Genomic DNA, 17,664 nt, shown 5'->3' with positions numbered 1-17,664 from the left:
TGATTTTTGGAAAATGAAAACGGATGACAACTAATCCGGCAACTCGACCATTTTGGGTGTTTGCAGGCAGTGGAATAGATATTAAGAATTGGAGGCGTATTATGTTTAATCCTGGACTAAAAAAGGACAAATTATAAAGAACGCAGATATTGTTGAAATATTCAAATGCGGAAATATGGGTATGCGCCGGTCAAGAACAACGAATACACTTGTTATCGTATCGGATTATACAAAAGGTCTTTATCATGATAAGTGGATCGGCGGAGTTTTACATTATACGGGCATGGGCAAATCAGGCGATCAGGACATTCATTGGGCGCAGAATGCCACATTAGCTGAGTCTGATTATAATGGAGTTGATGTTCATCTGTTTGAAGTTATAGATGCTGGAGAATATATCTACTGCGGAAGAATAGAACTTGTGAGCAAGCCATACACAGATGTGCAGCCCGGTGAAGATGGTAATAATCGAAAAGTATGGATGTTCCCAATAAGGCCTGTACCAGATAATGATGTAAAGAAGCCGCAAATGTTCGTGTTTAAGGATATGGATGACTACGAAAATCGTGGTAAGAATGTTGATGCTGAGTATACAAAATGATGGCTGTTGCCAAAAAAATAGGAACAAAGAAGCCTGTATTTGTTGCACTGATTGTTCCGAAACCAGAGCCAAAACCACAGATAGAAATACCAGCCGATATTGTCGGAAGACAGGTGAAACATAAAGCATTTGGCCTTGGCAAGATTACAGCGATTGAAGGAACTACGATAGTCGTTCAGTTTGATAAGATTGGATTAAAAAAGATGGGTATGAATTCTGCATGGAAAAGAAGTTGCTGGAGTTTATATAAGGAATATGAAGACGATTAGAGTTGTCGCTGCAGTGATTCGTAGCGAAGATAAGATTTTTGCCACAGCAAGAGGATATGGTGAATTTAAGGGCCAATGGGAGTTTCCTGGAGGAAAGATCGAACCTGAGGAAACACCACAAGAAGCCTTAGTAAGGGAAATTCAAGAGGAGCTTGATGTAAAAGTCGAAGTTGGCGATTTGATAGACACTATTGAATATGATTACCCATCATTTCATTTAAGTATGGATTGTTTCTGGTGTAATGTTACTGAGGGTGAAATAAAACTCAAAGAAGCAGAGGACGCGCGCTGGCTTAGTAAAGATGAATTATACAGCGTTGACTGGTTGCCAGCCGATATGGGGCTGATTGAAAAATTGGGAGGTGTTTTTGGTTGAATAATGTTTTTGATACAAAAGAACGAATAGCACGTTCAAATATATATAGTATTTTTGGAAAATTTATAAGGCGCCAAATTGATAATAATGATGATGGAGAGTATTGCTGAAGAAGGCTGGTCTATCCGCTTTTTGGGACGACTACAAAAATAAATTAAGCCCTTATTGGTATAACAGAGGATACCAGAATAATAATGATGACTATAATCCTGAATATGTTTGTCTGTCTATTTGCGAAAAAATCGAATCTAACGAAGAAGGTTTACTTCGATTTTTAAATTTAATTCTCGATGGAATTCATGATATTGATGATAAACAGTATAATTTATTATCTAATTATCTTGGCGTAATTGGATATGAATTGCAAATAACGACAGAAAAAGACTATGGTTATGAATTAAAATATTATTCACTTATTCCTTCAACGGAGGGGGTTCAGCAGCGGAATACAGATATTTCATATTTACATTCTATGCTCGAAATGCATCATCCTGATTTAGTGATTCTGTATGATGAAGCAATTACAAATTTTGGATCAGGGCAATATGTCAGCTGTATAGAAAACTGCAGATCTTTGTTAGAGAATTTCTTTAAAAAGTTGGATACGATTAATGGAGATTATGTGAAAGGGATACTTGCGGCAACGGGCGAAAGTATAATTGATAATGGAGCACAATTGACGTCAATTAAGAAAATATATACATATTGGATCGATAATAAAAAGGGGGCTAATAGATTTAGGCTATTTCAGACAATGTATAGTGTAATGTCAGGACTTGGAACTCATCATGAGGATGTGGCAAGTAAGGAAGATGCACTTCTTCTCTTAAGGTATGTTGAGGATTGTCTGTTGTGGTGCTTTAGAAAAGGTGTAAACTGTTAATGACAAAAAAGCCCTCCCGGCCCATTGGTCGAGAGGGTTTCGTACATCTATGGGATTATCCTTCAATTTCAATTTTCAATCCGGATTTTAGCTCCACGGTGAAGTGGTCCTCCCAGACGATGATTCGCTCAAGCCAGCGCTTTACCAGAGCCTCGTCGAAGGTTTCCAGGTGTGCAGGCTGCTGCTTGATGAAATCTTGCAGTTCATTGATGCGGGCAATCTGTGTGTCTCTGGCGGCAGTGTCAACCGTGCACTTTTCGCGCTGCTCTCGAAGTTTGAAAATTTGGTCGGCAATCTCATCGTATGCTTCTTTGCTATTGGCTTTTTTGAGAAGCTCTTTTTGAAGCTCCTGCAGTCTTTCGTCAATGCCATCAGCGGTATTTTGCTGAGCACTACGGATCACCTTTGCAATGTTCTGCTGGAGCTGCGCCTGGTAGGTGGACTTATCGCCAAGGAGCGTGTTGATGGCCTGAACTACCACATTCTCTAATACCGTTTCATTGACAGTTCTTGCGTGGCATTCCTGCCCGGTCGGCTCCAGTCTACTGATGCAACGCCAGACGATGGATTTGCAGCCGCGATTGTTCCAGTGGATTCTGCGGAACATTTCACCGCATTCGCCGCAAATGACAATCTGCGCAAAGCAGTGGTTGCAGCTGTAGGAGCGCTTTTTGCCATTGGCGCTTGTCTTGACCACTCGCCTGCGCACCAGCTCTTCCTGCACCCGTAAGAAAATATCCTTCGGAATAATTGCTTCGTGGTTGCCTTCCACATAGTATTGCGGAACAATGCCGTTGTTCTTGACTCTGGTTTTATTCAGGAAGTCTGTGGTATAAGTTTTCTGAAGCAGGGCATCGCCGATGTATTTCTCATTTCGGAGGATTTTATTGATGGTGCTGGTCCACCATTTTGTTTTGCCTGCACCGGTGAGAATGCCGTCTGCTTCCAGACCTTTTGCAATCCGGTCCATCGAGTAGCCCTCTAGGTATTCACGGTAGATGCGTTTTACCACCTCTGCCTGCTCCGGATCGATGATGAGATTTCCATCTGCATCCTTGGTGTAGCCGAGGAAGTGATTGTGATTTACCTGTACCTGGCCATTTTGGTAGCGAAACTGGAGTCCCAGCTTTACATTCTGGCTGAGTGATTGTGATTCCTGCTGAGCCAGGGAAGCCATAATCGTAATTAGGACCTCACCCTTGGCATCCATTGTGTTGATGGCTTCCTTTTCGAAGAAGACGGGAATGTTCTTATCCTTCAGCTGGCGGATGTATTTCAGGCAATCCAGCGTGTTTCTGGCAAATCGGCTGATGGACTTGGTGATAATCATGTCGATGTTTCCGGCCTCGCAGTCGTCAATCATACGGTTAAAGTCCTCACGCTTTTTGGTGTTGGTGCCGGAAATACCATCATCGGCGTAGATACCGGCAAATTCCCATTCGGGGTTTTTCTGTATAAATTCTGTATATGCTCGACCTGAGCATCGTAGCTTGTAGCCTGCTCATCGCTGTCAGTACTGACTCTGCAGTACGCTGCGACTCTAAGCTTTGGCTTTGCATCCTGCTGCCGGGCAGTGTTTCCGACCTGCCGTTTTGCAGGGATGACCATAACATTTCCCATTATTTGACCTCACTTTCTATCAGGCTGTATAGGTATTCTGCCTGCCTGACCGGATTTTCATAATTCTCTGTAATGTCACCAAGTCGAAAGGCGGTAGGTGGCCTTTTTATGATTGGTGCAATATAGTGGTTGCTCCGTCCGAGCTGCGCAGAGCGCTTGCTAAGCTCCGTACTGACGGCATTGAAGGATGCCGGATCAATGATGGCCGGGTAGAAGTCATCTCCGAGGTAATGCCTGTTTAGCATCATGCGCTTGGCACCAGAATGGAGTAGGTTGAGCCCGGCTTCCTTTGCAGCATTGGTGAGGGATAGACCGCTTAAATAATTCTTGTAAAGGTCTCGAACCTGAAAGGCAGCAGCTTCATCTATCACTGCCTTGCCATTCTCGATTCGGTAACCGTAGGGTGTGTGTCCCATCAAATCATCTCCTTCAAAATAAGACCACAATGAAGTGCAAAGCCGATTTTCTGGCGGCTGTAAACCTCAATGTGATCCACGAATAGTTCAAATAATTCTTCACTGTATTCCAGCTGCATTTCCCCATGTTCGCAGAAGTGTAGCAGGCGCTCCGTCTCGTATACCTTTGTGGCATCCAGTGATTGGGAGCGATTTAGGAGCTCAATTTTGTTCCTATATTCGCCAGCCTGGGAGAGAAGGGCATTATTTTCCTGGGTATAAAGAATCTGGTCAATGTAGCCCTGTCCCATCAGCTTATGTAGGGTTTCCCGCTGTTCAGTGTTCTGCTCCAGCAATATTTCTAATTGCTGGATATTCAGAAGCGATGCATCTCCGCTGTTTTCCTGTAGCGCTTTCAAATAAGGCTTCAAGACCAGCTTGTGGCAGTAGACCAGCTTATTGATCATCGTGGTAAATGCCAGCTTCAAATCATCATCACGGATATAAAGCATAGAGCACCTGCTGGTGTCTTCCAGGTGAGTGTTGCACACCCAGGCTGCGTATTTCCCGTAGGTGCTGGAATGGATTCTCCTACGGAAGGTATTCCCGCATTCGGCGCAGATAATCTTGCTGGAAAAGGCATAGCGCTGTTGATACTTAGCATTTCCCTTCTTGATGCCTTTCTCACTTGCCCGTTGTTCAATCAAGGCTGCTGCGGCTTCAAAATCCTCATGGCTGATAATTGCTTCGTGGTGATCTGGCACATAGTACTGATCGAGGTGGCTGTCGTTCTTGTGGCGATTAAAATTGCTGTCGGTATAGGTTTTCTGGAAAATGCAGTCACCGGTGTATTTTTCATTCCTGATGATGTCGCGAATGCTGGTAGAGGTCCAGCGGCCGCCCTTCTTGGTTGGAACCTGTTTCTGGTTCAGCTCCTTGGCAATGGCCTCCGTGCCTTTCCCGGAAAGAAGCTCTCGAAAGATGCGCTTTACAATTTCAGCCTGCTCAGGATTCACCAGGATTTCTCCATCCTTCCAGCAGTAGCCGTAAGGCATATAGCCGAGCTTATAGGTTCCATCCAGGAAGCGTTTCTTAATACTCCACTTGTTATTTTCGGAAATCGAAGCAGATTCGCCTTCGGCCATAGAGCTTAGGATGGAAAGAAACAGTTCACTTTCCATCGAGCCGGTGTTGATATTTTCCTTCTCGAAATAGATCGGAATATCCAGTGACAGAAGCGTTCTTACTATCTCCAAGCAGTCTGTAGTATTTCGGGAGAGGCGGCTGATGGACTTGGTGATTACAAAGTCAATTTTTTTTGCTTTACAATCTTCGATTAGTCGCAGGAGCATTGGCCTTTTATCCGCCTTGGTGCCGGTGATACCTTCGTCAAAGTAGAGCCCTGCAAAGGTCCAGTCATCACGGGAGGTGATGTAGTTTTTATAGTGCTCTTTCTGTGCATCCAGACTTTCGAGCTGTGCATCAGAATCTGTGGAAACGCGGCAGTAAGCAGCCACGCGAAGCTTCTTCGAAGTCTGTGAAGGTTGGATTTTATCTATTTTGGTTACCTTCTTCGTGGTGATTCACCTCCTTTGTCAGTGTATATACATCACTCTAAAGGCCACATATATCAAGTGATTCTGGGCATAATCTCGACGAACATCGGAGAGAATGTATCGCGGTTTAGCTGCGTCAATTTGTTGAATTCCACCAAGGAAATAAGTCCAGCGGAGAGCAGCGCTTCGCTGGCTCTTTGGGCCATGAAGTAGTCGTAATCCTGTTGAATTTCGATGGATGATATCGGTGCGGCCTTTAGATGAGAAGCGATATCCGTTGCCTGTAATACTGCTTTTGTTTCTTCCTGCATGAAAAGTACCTCCAGTTTTAGTTCTTCACTTTCCACTGGAGATTCGTGATGGATTTGAGCGGATAAAAATGACAAGGTACATCAAGGTCTATGTATAAACTTCTCTATAGGCTATAAAAATAGGTCTATAGAAAAGTTAGGAAAGTACCATTGATACACCTTGCAGACAAAAAGAAAAAGGGTCTATAAGGACGCAAATCCTCATAGACCCTGATGGTTATCCCAGTAATTCATTTACTTTTGCCTGCACAGCCGCATAATCATATCCGGCAGAGATAAGGCGGTTTCTTCTGTCAGCGCCATTGCCCCAGTCGCCACGGATGACTTCACGTGCGATTTCATCAATGGATTTGAGCGTGTGAAACAGAGGCACCTGATTCTGTTGTGATGAAAGCATCAAAACCGGCAGCCTTGAGCTTTGCCATCATGTTGTCAGCATTGGCCTTGCTCTTATAAGCTCCAACCTGTACACGATAAAGATGATCTGTGGCAGGAGAAGTATTTCCATCAAGATTTGCAGTAACCTTTGCGGCCAGATCACCGAGACGGGCATAGAGCCAGTTGCCGGGGCAGGATTTGTTGGCAAACCATCTGTGGACAGTGATCACCATCTCATCGGACTTTGGTGTATAATTCAGGGCCTTGTTCTTATCCCCAAACCATAAAAGCTTCTTCTTGCCATTACGCTTGCAGATGTCGGTGCAGAGCGAGATAAGGGAAGCGTAGACTTTATCATTCATCGCATAAGGCTCCGACATGTCAGAGGCACATTCGATGGTGATGGCTCTTTGGTCATTGGCATTAGAAGAGGAGCACCAGCTGCGGTTTTTCTCTTCAACACATAAGGAGATGCGTCCGTCAGTGCCGATGCCATAGTTGCAGGAAGCCTGACGAGAAGGGCCGGTAAAGCATCCGCAGATGCTCTCAGCTGATAACTGACCGACCACGCAGTGTGGCGTGATGCGGTCGATGGAATGGGTTCTCTGTCCGGAATGATTCGGACTGAGATTGGTATAGGATACCAGGGAGCTGGTTGTATAAGCCATTTTATTTTTCCTCACTTTTTGCTCTGTCATGGAGCTGTTCTAAAACGGTTTTGATTTTCTCCGGTACTGGAAGGCCGAGATGCGCTGCATTTTCAAGAAGGCTTACACCCTCATTGGAAATGTAGAAAAAGATCACGGCTGGTACGAAGCACACTGCCGGTACCGATGATCTGCACATCTAGGACGTTTGCGATTCCGACCAGCAGGAAGATGAGCACTGGTCCTATGTCAAGAAAAAGTACAAGTTAAAAATAACCTTTTTCGCTGATACTCCGCTGTTTATCCTACCGCCCTTCATGACAGTCACAGATCAGACTGTCATTCCGGTTGGTGTATGAGTACAATAATTCCCGCTAAACAGCATTAACAGTTTCAAATGCTCTGTATCAGTGACTTACACACCGGATTATCTCTCAGCTTACGAGCTTGAGAGACTCCTCCAGTTTCTCCAGGTATTGCTCCTCATACTGACCCGGTGAGCAGTAATCACAATGACTATGGAGCCTCACTGTATTATAGAAAGTTTCAATATACTCAAATACAAGACGATAAGCATGTTGATAATCAAGTATCACAAATCGATTGATCCATTCTCTCTTAATGAGTGCATGGAACGATTCGATGCATGCGTTATCCCAAGGATATCCCTTTGGGGAATAACTATTAATAAGCTTGCAGTTGCATCTTTGAAAGCATCCGAAACATACTGTGATCCGCGATCATTGTGAAATACAAGCGGTTTGTCAACATGACGCTTTTGCTTTGCCAGATTGACACAGTCGACAACATGCTGCGCTTCCAGGGTCGTGCTGAGGACCCAGGCGATGATTTTCCGTGAAAACAGATCCATAATACTAGTCAGGTACACAAAACCAATCACAGTAACAATATAAGTGATATCGGAAACCCATACAGCATTTGGCTCTGCCGGATTAAATTGCTGCTGCAGTATATTTTTTAATTTTGTACTGAAGTCAGAATCTATGGTTGTCCGGGTATATGGTTTTATCCATTGAGCCTTGATACCCATCTGATGCATGTAGGTGCCCACAGTCCGCTCGGAAATGGATTCACCATCTTTATGAAGCTGCACCGTGATTTTGGGTGCCCCGTAGTTTTGATGGGATTTATCATATATTCTCTGGATTTTTTGTTTCATCGCTTCTCGACGCTTCTCTGTGTCGGAAGGGACACGCTTCTTCCAGGAAGCATAACCGGATCGTGAAACACCCAGATATTTCAGTATCCCGCTGACAGAGACCCGGTGTTTCACCGGAAATTGATGAACTTCCTCCACGTATTCAGCAGTTGCTGTATATATGGCCAGTGTCAGTTTCCCAGGATACCGATGGCTTTTTTTAATACTTCAAGTGCGTCCTTTGTATCTCGTAATTCTCGCTGAAGCCTGGCGATTTCCTTTGCCTCGTCGCTGGAATAATTGCCGGCTCCGCGGGTTGGGACCTCACCATCGTTCTCCTTTGCCTTCTTGATCCAGGACTTTAACGCAGAAATACTGACATTGAGATTACTGGCTGCTGCCTGGTAAGATAGTTCCGGATGCTCCTTTTTGTAGCGAACTGCATCCTCCTTGAATTGTTGGGTATATACCGTTCCTTTTGCCATGACTCTTTTCCCTCCTGTTCTTTCATGGTACATGATTTATCAGGAAAAGGTCATTCTTATTTTGTACTATTTATATGCTAGCTCCACTCCAGGTGGAAGAGAAGGTGAAGGCTTCAATGCCGTATTTCTTCATGCAGGCCACCAGGCCTTCGACTTCGTCATCGCGGATGGTGTCGTTCAGGTCGATGTACTCGTTGCCGCAGTCCTTGGCGGTTTCATAAGCGCTCCAGATGCGCTGCTCTGTGTTGCTTAAGCCATCAAGCTTTGCGGTTGCCTGCTTGTAAATGGCTCTTGCTGCATCCTGCTCAGCCGTGTTAGTTGCTGTGGCGTAAGCCTTTTTTGCTTCCTGGATTCCTCTGTAAGCTTCTTCAAAAATGTTCATCATGGTGTGTGCCTCCTTGTTTTCTTTTGGTAGTACATATATCACTCTGAAAACACATAATAGCAAGCTGATTACGGACAATATATGTACCAAAGATCGGCTGCTATATGGAGGAGAAAACTGTGTATATTACAGCTTCTTCACACGATCAACACCGTAGATTACATTGAGTCCAGAACCATTATCTCAGTCCACCAGGAGGCTGCCGGTATCATCCACACCGGTTACCGTTCCCTGGGTGCCGATGGGCGGTGCCTGAGCATCGTCCATCTCTACAAGCTCCACTCTGGTACCGATGGGATAGCGGAGGCGCAGGCGTTCAACCTGCGCTCTGTTAGCGAATAACAAGGCCTTCACCTCCTGCGTAGGAGCTGTTGCCGCAAAGGTATCGGCAGAGGATCCTGCGGCTTTGCTTGTATTCGTCTCCGATGAAGCCGAGGCGGAGAAGAAAGCAGCGGAAGGCGTATTTTTCGTTATCTATCGGCTTTGCCTTTGCTGTGATACGCTTCTGTTCCTTACTCATCTTGCAAAGGGCAGAAAGGAAAGCAGTGTAGGCGGTGATGGCATCGAAGTCCGGCATACTAGGCCACCAAGGAAAGCTGACCTGATCGTCGTGTTCCTCAATCGGGAAGGCTTCAACCTCCAGGGCCTTCTTGATGAGGTCTGACTTGCTCTCCAGAAGCTTTCGCAGGTTTTCCAGGTTAACCGTGTCAGCCGGGAAGGAAATCACCAGGCCAGTGTCCTTTGCAGCCGCTGAAATGTCTGCTTCTGCAGAGACGGGTGCTTCTGGTGTTTCAGTGGCCGGTGCCTCATCTAACTCTGCGGTAAAACCTGCAGTAGCAGTCTGTTCAAGGATTGCCTTGATGGTGCTTTCCTCTGTTCGCTCGTCGTAGCTTACGGTGCCATCCTTGCTGATGGTAATGTCTGCAACCTTGTAGGCGGCGCTTGGCATTCCCTTATAAACTTGCTTGCATCCGGTTACCTGTGAAATAATTCCTACCAGCTCTTTTCTGGCGCTTCTTGTTACGTTAAATCTGATCTCCATAGTGGAATCCTCCTTTGTTTTGGTAGTACATATATCACTCTGAAGACACATATTATCAAGCGATTCAGAGCGAATATATGTACCAAAGATCCGCCGGAAAATAGCAGTAAATCGTGTGTATTATGCCTGCATGGATTCTTCGGAGATAGCGACTTCATCGTATTGGTAAGTCAGACCATCACGGATAACAGAAACGCCATCGGAAGTACCTACCTGCTCGATGTAGCGCTTCACGATGACGTCTGCATATTTCTCATCTAATTCAATTGTGTGGCAGATGCGGCCGGTCTGTTCGCAGGCGATCAGCGTGCTGCCGGAGCCTCCGAAGGGATCAAGCACGATGCAGTTTGTAAGACTTGAATTCATGATCGGGTAGGCAATCAATGCTACCGGCTTCATGGTTGGGTGATCAGCATTTTTCTTAGGCTTTTCAAATTCCCAGATCGTGGTTTCCCTGCGACCGGAGTACCATTGATGCTTGCCATTTTTCTTCCAGCCAAAGAGGCAAGGCTCATGCTGCCATTGATATGGTGAACGGCCCAGCACCAGGGAGGGCTTTTTCCAGATGCAACAGCCGGAAAGATAGAAGCCTGCATCAGAGAACGCTTTTCTAAAATTCAGGCCTTCTGTATCTGCATGGAACACATAGATGGATGCGTCATCGGCCATGACTGCTTCCATATTAGTGAAGGCGTCCAGCAAGAACTGATAGAAGGAGTCATTATCCATGTTGTCATTCTGGATCTTACCAGCGGAGCCTTCATAGTTCACATTGTAAGGAGGATCCGTGACCACCAGGTTTGCTTTCTTGCCAGCCATCAAGAGCTCATAGCTTTCAGGCTTTGTGCTGTCGCCACAGAGAAGTCTGTGCGGACCAAGGCACCAGAGGTCACCGGACTTAGTTATGGTAGGTTTTGCAAGCTCGGCATCGACATCAAAATCATCTTCCTTGATGCCATCCTTCACATCCTCTTTAAAAAGGTCGTCCAGCTCGGCGGGCTCAAAACCAGTGAGAGAGACGTCGAAGTCAGCACCTTGCAGGTCTGCGATTAACAGTGCCAATTTGTCGTTGTCCCATTCGCCGCTGATTTTATTGAGCGCAACATTCAGTGCCTTTTCGTGTTCCTCATCAAGCTCTACAACGACGCAGTCAACTTCCGTCATGCCCATGTCCTGGAGAACCTTTAAGCGCTGATGCCCGCCAACCACGCGACCAGTAGTGGCATTCCAGATGACGGGTTCCACATATCCGAACTGCTCGATCGAGCGTTTCAGCTTTTCATATTCCGGATCGCCGGGCCTTAAATCCTTACGGAGATTGTAATCTGCAGGAAGTAGCTCAGCGACATTTTTCTTTTCAATTAGCATGGTGCATTCCTCCTGAGTAATTTCTGTAGGCCCTTGTAGGCGGCATCAATATCACCGGCCTTAGCTTGACCACGAAGTGTGCTGAACTGCTGAAAGCTCAGCTGCTGGCGATAGCTTTTCAGTAGATTCATAAATTCACGATAGTCCATATCAGTTTCCTTTCCTTGCACGGAGCAGGCGTTCCATCGCATCATCCATAGGCGTTTCACCTTTGTACTCCGTCGCACAATTTTCTTTTACGATTGATAGATTTCCATCCAGAGCCGATTTGTCTGGCTCATAAAATTCTGGCTCATGGCTACGTAGGGAGATTGCATGGCGTTTTCCCGTTGTAGGGTGCTTGGCGAGGAACCCGTAATCTGTGATTGCTTCCTCACACTGAATCCACCTGGCAACACTCATGGAATAACGTTCCAGAAGCTGGGGAGAAACAAGCGATGCACACCTGCGCTCTGCCAGCCATTCCCAGGTTGCCTTATATACTTCTTCAGCCACAAGTGGTTTACCGTCTTTCTGTGTGGCGGATAAGAGCTTGGATGGCTTGGGCATCTGCTGACCTTCTAAATCTGCAGCTTGATCTTCAAACTCGATGACAGTCAGCTTTCGCTTGCCCGGATTACCCTCAGTGATTTTGTCAGCTAAGGGCTTTTTCTTGGCTCCGGCACCGATACGAGCGCCGCCACGGTTGGTTCCGTCCTTAGCCAAAATGCTTCACCTCCTTGTTCGGGACCTATTACCCCGTTTGAAAAACGCATTTTTGTGCGTGAGACCCCACGCCCGTTCCACGGCAGCTGCGCCGTAGAGATTCAGACCGCCCCTGGGGGCTGATGCACAAAGAAAATGCATCAGCTTTATGTGTTGTGCCAGCGGTCACCGCGTTTTGCATGAATGCGTGCATGGCAGGCCTTGCACAGGGCTTTCAGGTTCTCACGGTCATGGGTTCCGCCCTGAGATAGCGGAAGCATGTGATGAATCTCCTCGGTTGGTGTATAAACACCCTTCGCAAGGCACTCTTCACAAAGCGGATGAGCAGCGGCATAGCTGTCACGGATTCGCTTCCAGGCACGACCGTAGCGACGCTTGGTGGCAGGATCTCTATCATAATGTTCGTAGCGCCTGGCTTCCTCCTTGGCGTGCTCCTCACAGAAGCGACCGTCCGTGAGATTAGGACAGCCTGGATAAGAACAGGGACGCTTCGGCTTTCTCGGCATCAGTTTCACCTCCTTGCGGCATAAGAAAAGCCCTGCAGGAAGTAGATCCTACAAGGCTTCTGTGATTTTCTTTTTGCTAGTCTAATACTATCAGAAGTTGATAGTGTCATTCTATGTCATTTCGTGCCCATCTTCAGTTGGCTCAGGAATTTTTACTTCCTGCAGAGCCCGGCTGTGGAGCTTGTGGATGTAGCGAAGCTCGTAGTTCATATCCACGGCGATCTTTTCCCAGGATTCACAGCAGATGTAGCGCTTCGCCAGAAGATCCTGATATTCCGGATTGGAAACAGACTGAATCACATGGGTGATCTCTTTCTTCAAATTCACTAGCTTTTCCATATCTTCTGTAATCTGTTCCTCCAGGTCGATGATCTTCATGACACATTCCTCCAGACGAGAGTTACCACGGTTTGGGCTTTTAGGCATATCCGAATAAGTAGCGGTGCAGCGGGTAGCCAGATCGTTTAAGGAGTCAATCATCTGGGTTTTTGTGATAATGCGCTGATCCAGGTTACGGGCCTGGGATAAATATTCTTTTACATTCATAGCGTACCTCCGAATAATGAAATTTCCCCGGATTGACCTATGTTGTCGTAGATTGTCATAGATTTGCTTTTACCGCATCAATTAATGCGTTTTGTGTAACCTCCTTCAGGGACAGCGCCTTTAAGATACGTTCATCAATGGTGCCCTTGGTAATGATGTGCTCAATGACGACAGTGCCGGAGGTCTGGCCTTGCCGCCAGAGACGAGCGTTGGTCTGCTGATATAACTCCAAAGACCAGGTCAGCCCGAACCAGATAAGTGTTGATCCACCAGCCTGAAGATTCAGTCCGTGACCTGCAGAGGCAGGATGGATGGCAGCAACAGGAATATCGCCATTGTTCCAATCAGTGATATCCTTGCTGGATTTTATCTCCCGGATGTCAAAGCGCTTCTTGATTCGCTGTAGGTCGTGCTTGAACCAGTAAGCTACCAGGAGTGGTTTGCCATTGGCGGCTTCGATAAGATCCTCTAAGGCATCCAGTTTCCGATCATGGAACTCGATGATATTGCCGTCATCATCATAAATGGCACCGTTGGCCAGCTGGGAGAGTTTACCGGTAAGAGAAGCCGCATTAGCAGTCGTGATTTCTCCTTCCGGGAGCTCCAATATAAAGTCTGCCTTCAGATCCTCGTAGCGTTTTTCTTCCTCCTCGGATAGTTGCACTTCGTATTGTGATGTAATCAGCTCCGGCATCTGCAGGTGATCAGTGGATTTCATGGAAATCGTGATATCCGATATTCTCCGGTAGATGGCATCCTCCGTATAAGCCATGGGCTTGTAAGAGTAGATGATCTCGCCGTTTCGCTTGTCCGGGATAAAGTAGTTGTTGCGGTAGTGGGTGATGAAGCGTCCTAAACGTTCTCCAAAATCCAGAAGCTTGAATTCGGCCCACAGATCCATAAGACCATTGGAAGAAGGTGTACCGGTAAGACCGATGATTCGTTTAACTTTAGGTCTGACCTTCATCAGAGATTGAAATCGCTTCGACTTGTGATTCTTGAAGGAGGAAAGCTCATCAATGACGACCATATCGTAATCAAAATCAAAGCCACTGGAATCTATCAGCCAGCCAAGGTTCTCACGGTTAATGATGGTGATGTCGGATCCGGTCAAAAGTGCAGCGCATCGTTCCTTCGGTGTCCCCACGCAGACAGCGTAGGTCAGATGCTGCAGGTGCTCCCATTTTGCAATTTCCGCAGGCCAGGTATCACGGGCCACCCTTAAAGGTGCGACCACTAGGATGCGGTGTGCCTCGAAGCTGTCAAACAGCAGGTCTGCGATGGCAGTCAGGGAAATGACCGTCTTGCCAAGACCCATATCGAGGAGAACTGCAGCGATAGGATGTGTTTCGATATAGTTGATGGCATAGGCCTGATAATTATGGGGTGAGAAGTTCATGAAGCATCCCTCCAATCTGTTCCACGCCATCAATCACATAGACCTGAAAGCCAAGTGAACATAGCAGCTTGTGCCTTGCTATTTGAAGCGGGCGAGGCTTTTTGCCAGGAGCCTTCAGCTCTACGAAGGCGATGATCCCATCAGGTAATAAGACGAGGCGATCGGGCATTCCTGCAAAGCTCGGAGACACGAATTTTACAGCGATGCCGCCATGCTGCTTTACCATCCGGGTTAACTTGTTTTCTATCTGTTTTTCTAACATTGTCATTCTCCAATCAGTGGTTATTTTTCTGATGTGCAAGGTGTATCAATGGTATTTACATAACTTTTCTATATATGATTTTTTATAGCCTATAGAAAAGTTTATATAGAGACATTGATACACCTTGTCATTCGGTTCGATCAGTCTAAAAATTCCTCATCAAAATCGTCCTCAGTACGCAGGCGAAGTCCTTTAAAATAGCGCTTTCGGCTCAAGGTGACACGCTCGTATCCGGCATTTTCCATAGCAAAGTAGAAGTCCGCTGTGGAGCGTACATACTCATTGCAATCGATGCAGTGATTGCGGTAGGCCTGATATAGGCTAGAGGAGTTTTCTTTATACTCATCACCTATGATGCACTTATCCTCTAAGAAATGTCCGAACCAGTCATTCTGGCTACGGTAATTATCGATGGCATTCTGCACGCAGGTCGGAACTGGGATGCGGTAGTCAGCATCGATAACTTTTTTGCTACCTTCGATGATCCAGGAGAGGATCGCACCGCCAGCATTGTCATAGAGATACTCACTGTAATTCTTGATGTCGCTGCTACCGGTGATCTTGGCATTAAAAGGAATAACGATCAGTCGCCTCCAGATACCATCATCGGATGCACTGACGCGAGGCAGGTGGTTGGTATACAGCACCAGCGTGTGGCAGGGCTTGAAGGAAAATGGATCCTTATATTTCTTCTCTGCAAAGACATCATCGGTAGAGCAGAGCTGCTTGACGGTAGAGTCATTAAGCCTTGCACCTTCCTGCATCTCTGCAGCAATGAGAAGTCGCTTACCCTTGACCTCGGCCATTTCCGGTTTGATGTTTCTGCGGCAACCTACGGTCAGGGTATCCGCAGAAATGTTCCCGGAGTAAAGGCCCAGCACACGAGAGATGGCATTCCAGAAGGTGGACTTACCATTGCGGCCATCACCATAAGCGATGATCAGAGCTTCTACATAAACCTTACCAATTGCAGCAAGGCCGCAGATCATCTGGACGTAATCGATGAGCTCCTGATTGTGCTGGAAGATGAGATTCAAGCTGTCCAGCCAAATCTGCATACCTTTCTGGTTTGGTGAAACGCTGGTAATCTTGGTGATAAAGTCCTCCGGCGAATGCTCCCTGGCTCCGGCCATACCCTGACGAAGATCAAAGGTTGCCTCCGGGGTACAGAGCGCAAAGCAGTCTGCGTCCAGGTCACGAGGTGAAATCTCCAGCATCGGATGGGATTCCTTCAAAGTAGAAGTCACATTCTTAGAATCACGGCGCTTAATGGCAAATGCCTGATAAGCCTTGGCTGCTAAGAGCTCGCGATAGACCTCCAGCTGCCGATCGTTCATAAGCTGTTCTGCTTTTGACTTTGATGTGCTGTCGAGGATGTTCTGTGCACCGCAATTCTTCATCTTATCCAGTGCTTCCATGAGATCTCGGTTTGCTTCCTTTAGCTGTCTGCGGGTAAGCTCATGAGCCACGGCCTGAGCACCCGGCTCTGATTCCTGCCAGTAGTGGTCGGAGTAGCGGATGAAGTGGGTGGCGGGAGAATAGCGAAGCTCGTTTGAAAAGTACTTTGCTAATACCTCGGCCTGCCCTACATCGGAGTAATCCTCCGGTTTGTAACAGGAAGGATCGTTGTAGAGCTCCGGTGCAACATAGCCCTCCTGCTGCTGGACACGAGCGTAAAAGCGCTGGGCACTGTGCCAGATGGTAGCAAGCTCAGCAGCATCCAGAGGCGGATCACATTTATCTGCTTCTTCCAGAAATGCCTGATAGGCCGTGTCACCGTCGCCATATTTCTTGATGACCTTTCCGGCAAAACGAGACATGGTTGCATTACGGCTACCTTCGGGAATCGTTGCGCCATCATATTGACCTTCCGGCATATCCTCATCGAAAATATCCTCATTGAGATATTCCGTCAGATTCATGCGTCCTGGATATAAAGCAACATCTGCAGCAGTAGTGCCAAAGAAGAAGCGGGCAGCATCCAGGGCCTTCGTATCGAAATAGGGAAAGATGGAATTGACCAGCTTTTTCATGTTGCTGTAAAAGTCGGCGTCTGTCACATAATCAATCGGAAAGAGAACGTGAAACTTGGACCTTGCGGGCTTGCCGTTTTTTACTCTGTTATTGAAGCGGCTGTAATGGACTGCGAAGGTCACACCTGGAAAGGCCTGCAAGACATCTTCTGGAGTGATCCAGTCTTCCGGATTCTCGGAATGATCATTATCACAGTCAACTGGAAGACAGTCACTGCCGATGAAGTTGTCGCCATTACGATAGCTGTTCTTATATTCAGCGCACACGTAATCATGACAAACAGCCGCCTTCAAGCTATCTTCATCTAGGATGATGTGTTTATGAGGGTAGGAGCAGTTACCGGGATTGCCGGTAACGTCCGCGCTGTAAATGGTAAACATCAGTCGTACACCTCCTGAGCTTCTTCCTCCAGAACCTTTGTGATGAATTTGAGCGCACGGATCATGGTTTCAAGCTCACAATCACCACCCAGCATGACCTCGAAGCCTTCTGCATCACCAAAGCGATCTCGCATAACATGGATATCCATATCGGTGCAGGCCGCATCCTTGATGCGAAAATAGGTACGTCCGCCGTGCCCAGTGTCGCCACCTCTATAGCCTGTGGTACCAGCTTCCACTTCGAGAATGTTGCAACTCACAACATCACGGGTGTAGGTAGAGATTTCTGTGCCATCCTTCAATCTGCGTCTGTTTTCTTTGATTTCATACATAGCTTTAAGCCTCCTGATATTCTTC

General features: G+C 46.7%; 25 protein-coding genes and 2 pseudogenes. 4 read left to right on the top strand and 23 right to left on the bottom strand.

What is annotated here, in order from left to right; genetic code table 11:
* The first annotated feature begins 181 nt into the window (after nt 1–181).
* From HW273_RS11630 to HW273_RS11165, 4 genes are all read left to right on the top strand, one after another.
* Entirely contained in the window at nt 182–601 is a 420-nt protein-coding gene (locus HW273_RS11630; RefSeq protein WP_243206800.1) for a hypothetical protein, read from the top strand.
* On the top strand, nt 598–870 hold the full coding sequence (locus HW273_RS11625; RefSeq protein WP_243206799.1) for a hypothetical protein: 273 nt from the start codon (nt 598–600) through the stop codon (nt 868–870). The genes HW273_RS11630 and HW273_RS11625 overlap by 4 nt, the downstream gene beginning before the upstream one ends.
* Entirely contained in the window at nt 857–1,246 is a 390-nt protein-coding gene (gene mutT, locus HW273_RS11170) for an 8-oxo-dGTP diphosphatase MutT (protein ID WP_179012347.1), read from the top strand. The genes HW273_RS11625 and mutT overlap by 14 nt, the downstream gene beginning before the upstream one ends.
* Nucleotides 1,247–1,349: 103 nt before the next feature.
* Nucleotides 1,350–2,129, top strand: a complete 780-nt coding sequence (locus HW273_RS11165; RefSeq protein WP_207718950.1) for a hypothetical protein — start codon at nt 1,350–1,352, stop codon at nt 2,127–2,129.
* Nucleotides 2,130–2,184: 55 nt separating this feature from the next.
* On the opposite strand, the gene HW273_RS11160 is transcribed toward HW273_RS11165, so the two are convergent.
* The 23 genes and pseudogenes from HW273_RS11160 to HW273_RS11065 all read right to left on the bottom strand — a co-directional run bounded on the left by HW273_RS11160 (nt 2,185) and on the right by HW273_RS11065 (nt 17,639).
* Nucleotides 2,185–3,552 (bottom strand): recombinase family protein, encoded by a 1,368-nt coding sequence (locus HW273_RS11160; RefSeq protein ID WP_442950863.1) that lies wholly within the window; start codon nt 3,550–3,552, stop codon nt 2,185–2,187.
* On the bottom strand, nt 3,489–3,749 hold the full coding sequence (locus tag HW273_RS11880; protein WP_442950855.1) for a hypothetical protein: 261 nt from the start codon (nt 3,747–3,749) through the stop codon (nt 3,489–3,491). Before HW273_RS11880 ends, HW273_RS11160 begins: the two co-directional genes overlap by 64 nt.
* Entirely contained in the window at nt 3,749–4,165 is a 417-nt protein-coding gene (locus HW273_RS11155) for an integrase (protein ID WP_179012346.1), read from the bottom strand. Before HW273_RS11155 ends, HW273_RS11880 begins: the two co-directional genes overlap by 1 nt.
* Nucleotides 4,165–5,661: a recombinase family protein gene (locus HW273_RS11150; RefSeq protein WP_330604024.1), complete on the bottom strand. Its 1,497-nt coding sequence runs from the start codon at nt 5,659–5,661 to the stop codon at nt 4,165–4,167. Before HW273_RS11150 ends, HW273_RS11155 begins: the two co-directional genes overlap by 1 nt.
* A 113-nt stretch (nt 5,662–5,774) precedes the next feature.
* A complete protein-coding gene (locus HW273_RS11145; RefSeq protein WP_207718949.1) occupies nt 5,775–6,011 on the bottom strand; it encodes an SHOCT domain-containing protein in 237 nt (78 codons plus the stop codon).
* 217 nt (nt 6,012–6,228) lie between these two features.
* Nucleotides 6,229–6,408, bottom strand: coding sequence for a hypothetical protein (locus HW273_RS11875; RefSeq protein ID WP_330604023.1), 180 nt, complete (start codon nt 6,406–6,408; stop codon nt 6,229–6,231).
* Nucleotides 6,353–7,057, bottom strand: coding sequence for an N-acetylmuramoyl-L-alanine amidase (locus tag HW273_RS11140; RefSeq protein ID WP_330604022.1), 705 nt, complete (start codon nt 7,055–7,057; stop codon nt 6,353–6,355). Before HW273_RS11140 ends, HW273_RS11875 begins: the two co-directional genes overlap by 56 nt.
* A gap of 1 nt (nt 7,058) precedes the next feature.
* Nucleotides 7,059–7,275 (bottom strand): annotated as a pseudogene (locus HW273_RS11135) (phage holin family protein); the annotation flags it as partial.
* A 195-nt stretch (nt 7,276–7,470) separates the two neighbouring features.
* Entirely contained in the window at nt 7,471–7,659 is a 189-nt protein-coding gene (locus HW273_RS11815) for an IS3 family transposase (protein WP_334298224.1), read from the bottom strand.
* The gene (locus HW273_RS11620) at nt 7,629–8,354 is read right to left on the bottom strand and encodes an IS3 family transposase (RefSeq protein WP_330604019.1); all 726 of its coding nucleotides are present in this window, start codon (nt 8,352–8,354) and stop codon (nt 7,629–7,631) included. The genes HW273_RS11815 and HW273_RS11620 overlap by 31 nt, the downstream gene beginning before the upstream one ends.
* Before the next feature lie 32 nt (nt 8,355–8,386).
* On the bottom strand, nt 8,387–8,680 hold the full coding sequence (locus tag HW273_RS11125; protein WP_021667285.1) for a transposase: 294 nt from the start codon (nt 8,678–8,680) through the stop codon (nt 8,387–8,389).
* A gap of 70 nt (nt 8,681–8,750) precedes the next feature.
* Nucleotides 8,751–9,065, bottom strand: coding sequence for a DUF7698 family protein (locus HW273_RS11120; RefSeq protein ID WP_179012344.1), 315 nt, complete (start codon nt 9,063–9,065; stop codon nt 8,751–8,753).
* Between the two features lie 183 nt (nt 9,066–9,248).
* The gene (locus HW273_RS11115) at nt 9,249–9,410 is read right to left on the bottom strand and encodes a DUF4314 domain-containing protein (protein ID WP_179012342.1); all 162 of its coding nucleotides are present in this window, start codon (nt 9,408–9,410) and stop codon (nt 9,249–9,251) included.
* Entirely contained in the window at nt 9,397–10,107 is a 711-nt protein-coding gene (locus tag HW273_RS11110; RefSeq protein ID WP_179012340.1) for a virulence protein, read from the bottom strand. The genes HW273_RS11115 and HW273_RS11110 overlap by 14 nt, the downstream gene beginning before the upstream one ends.
* A 120-nt stretch (nt 10,108–10,227) precedes the next feature.
* Entirely contained in the window at nt 10,228–11,475 is a 1,248-nt protein-coding gene (locus HW273_RS11105; protein ID WP_179012338.1) for a site-specific DNA-methyltransferase, read from the bottom strand.
* A complete protein-coding gene (locus HW273_RS11100) occupies nt 11,469–11,624 on the bottom strand; it encodes a hypothetical protein (protein WP_179012337.1) in 156 nt (51 codons plus the stop codon). Before HW273_RS11100 ends, HW273_RS11105 begins: the two co-directional genes overlap by 7 nt.
* A 1-nt stretch (nt 11,625) precedes the next feature.
* A pseudogene (locus HW273_RS11095) lies at nt 11,626–12,180 on the bottom strand (P27 family phage terminase small subunit).
* 146 nt (nt 12,181–12,326) lie between these two features.
* The gene (locus tag HW273_RS11090) at nt 12,327–12,686 is read right to left on the bottom strand and encodes an HNH endonuclease (protein WP_179012335.1); all 360 of its coding nucleotides are present in this window, start codon (nt 12,684–12,686) and stop codon (nt 12,327–12,329) included.
* A 111-nt stretch (nt 12,687–12,797) separates the two neighbouring features.
* On the bottom strand, nt 12,798–13,232 hold the full coding sequence (locus HW273_RS11085) for a hypothetical protein (RefSeq protein ID WP_179012333.1): 435 nt from the start codon (nt 13,230–13,232) through the stop codon (nt 12,798–12,800).
* 55 nt (nt 13,233–13,287) lie between these two features.
* On the bottom strand, nt 13,288–14,631 hold the full coding sequence (locus HW273_RS11080) for a DEAD/DEAH box helicase (RefSeq protein ID WP_179012331.1): 1,344 nt from the start codon (nt 14,629–14,631) through the stop codon (nt 13,288–13,290).
* A complete protein-coding gene (locus HW273_RS11075; RefSeq protein WP_179012329.1) occupies nt 14,612–14,893 on the bottom strand; it encodes a VRR-NUC domain-containing protein in 282 nt (93 codons plus the stop codon). Before HW273_RS11075 ends, HW273_RS11080 begins: the two co-directional genes overlap by 20 nt.
* A 140-nt stretch (nt 14,894–15,033) precedes the next feature.
* Nucleotides 15,034–17,307 (bottom strand): phage/plasmid primase, P4 family, encoded by a 2,274-nt coding sequence (locus HW273_RS11070; RefSeq protein WP_179012327.1) that lies wholly within the window; start codon nt 17,305–17,307, stop codon nt 15,034–15,036.
* A complete protein-coding gene (locus HW273_RS11065; protein WP_179012325.1) occupies nt 17,307–17,639 on the bottom strand; it encodes a hypothetical protein in 333 nt (110 codons plus the stop codon). The genes HW273_RS11070 and HW273_RS11065 overlap by 1 nt, the downstream gene beginning before the upstream one ends.
* Nucleotides 17,640–17,664 lie beyond the last annotated feature (25 nt).

Source organism: Oribacterium sp. oral taxon 102 (genome assembly GCF_013394775.1).
Taxonomy (GTDB): Bacteria; Bacillota; Clostridia; order Lachnospirales; family Lachnospiraceae; genus Oribacterium.
Note: the sequence above shows the minus strand (reverse complement) of the source record. Positions and strands in the feature narration are given on the sequence as shown.

What these genes read in the sequence shown, in the direction of transcription:
- HW273_RS11085 (WP_179012333.1), bottom strand. Translation starts at nt 13,232, where the DNA reads ATGAATGTAAAAGAATATTTATCCCAGGCCCGTAACCTGGATCAGCGC.
- HW273_RS11075 (WP_179012329.1), bottom strand. Translation starts at nt 14,893, where the DNA reads ATGTTAGAAAAACAGATAGAAAACAAGTTAACCCGGATGGTAAAGCAG.
- HW273_RS11105 (WP_179012338.1), bottom strand. Translation starts at nt 11,475, where the DNA reads ATGCTAATTGAAAAGAAAAATGTCGCTGAGCTACTTCCTGCAGATTAC.
- HW273_RS11630 (WP_243206800.1), top strand. Translation starts at nt 182, where the DNA reads ATGCGCCGGTCAAGAACAACGAATACACTTGTTATCGTATCGGATTAT.
- HW273_RS11065 (WP_179012325.1), bottom strand. Translation starts at nt 17,639, where the DNA reads ATGTATGAAATCAAAGAAAACAGACGCAGATTGAAGGATGGCACAGAA.
- HW273_RS11625 (WP_243206799.1), top strand. Translation starts at nt 598, where the DNA reads ATGATGGCTGTTGCCAAAAAAATAGGAACAAAGAAGCCTGTATTTGTT.
- HW273_RS11125 (WP_021667285.1), bottom strand. Translation starts at nt 8,680, where the DNA reads ATGGCAAAAGGAACGGTATATACCCAACAATTCAAGGAGGATGCAGTT.
- HW273_RS11120 (WP_179012344.1), bottom strand. Translation starts at nt 9,065, where the DNA reads ATGATGAACATTTTTGAAGAAGCTTACAGAGGAATCCAGGAAGCAAAA.
- HW273_RS11070 (WP_179012327.1), bottom strand. Translation starts at nt 17,307, where the DNA reads ATGTTTACCATTTACAGCGCGGACGTTACCGGCAATCCCGGTAACTGC.
- HW273_RS11080 (WP_179012331.1), bottom strand. Translation starts at nt 14,631, where the DNA reads ATGAACTTCTCACCCCATAATTATCAGGCCTATGCCATCAACTATATC.
- mutT (WP_179012347.1), top strand. Translation starts at nt 857, where the DNA reads ATGAAGACGATTAGAGTTGTCGCTGCAGTGATTCGTAGCGAAGATAAG.
- HW273_RS11090 (WP_179012335.1), bottom strand. Translation starts at nt 12,686, where the DNA reads ATGCCGAGAAAGCCGAAGCGTCCCTGTTCTTATCCAGGCTGTCCTAAT.
- HW273_RS11110 (WP_179012340.1), bottom strand. Translation starts at nt 10,107, where the DNA reads ATGGAGATCAGATTTAACGTAACAAGAAGCGCCAGAAAAGAGCTGGTA.
- HW273_RS11880 (WP_442950855.1), bottom strand. Translation starts at nt 3,749, where the DNA reads ATGGGAAATGTTATGGTCATCCCTGCAAAACGGCAGGTCGGAAACACT.
- HW273_RS11140 (WP_330604022.1), bottom strand. Translation starts at nt 7,057, where the DNA reads ATGGCTTATACAACCAGCTCCCTGGTATCCTATACCAATCTCAGTCCG.
- HW273_RS11145 (WP_207718949.1), bottom strand. Translation starts at nt 6,011, where the DNA reads ATGCAGGAAGAAACAAAAGCAGTATTACAGGCAACGGATATCGCTTCT.
- HW273_RS11155 (WP_179012346.1), bottom strand. Translation starts at nt 4,165, where the DNA reads ATGGGACACACACCCTACGGTTACCGAATCGAGAATGGCAAGGCAGTG.
- HW273_RS11100 (WP_179012337.1), bottom strand. Translation starts at nt 11,624, where the DNA reads ATGGACTATCGTGAATTTATGAATCTACTGAAAAGCTATCGCCAGCAG.
- HW273_RS11875 (WP_330604023.1), bottom strand. Translation starts at nt 6,408, where the DNA reads ATGCTTTCATCACAACAGAATCAGGTGCCTCTGTTTCACACGCTCAAA.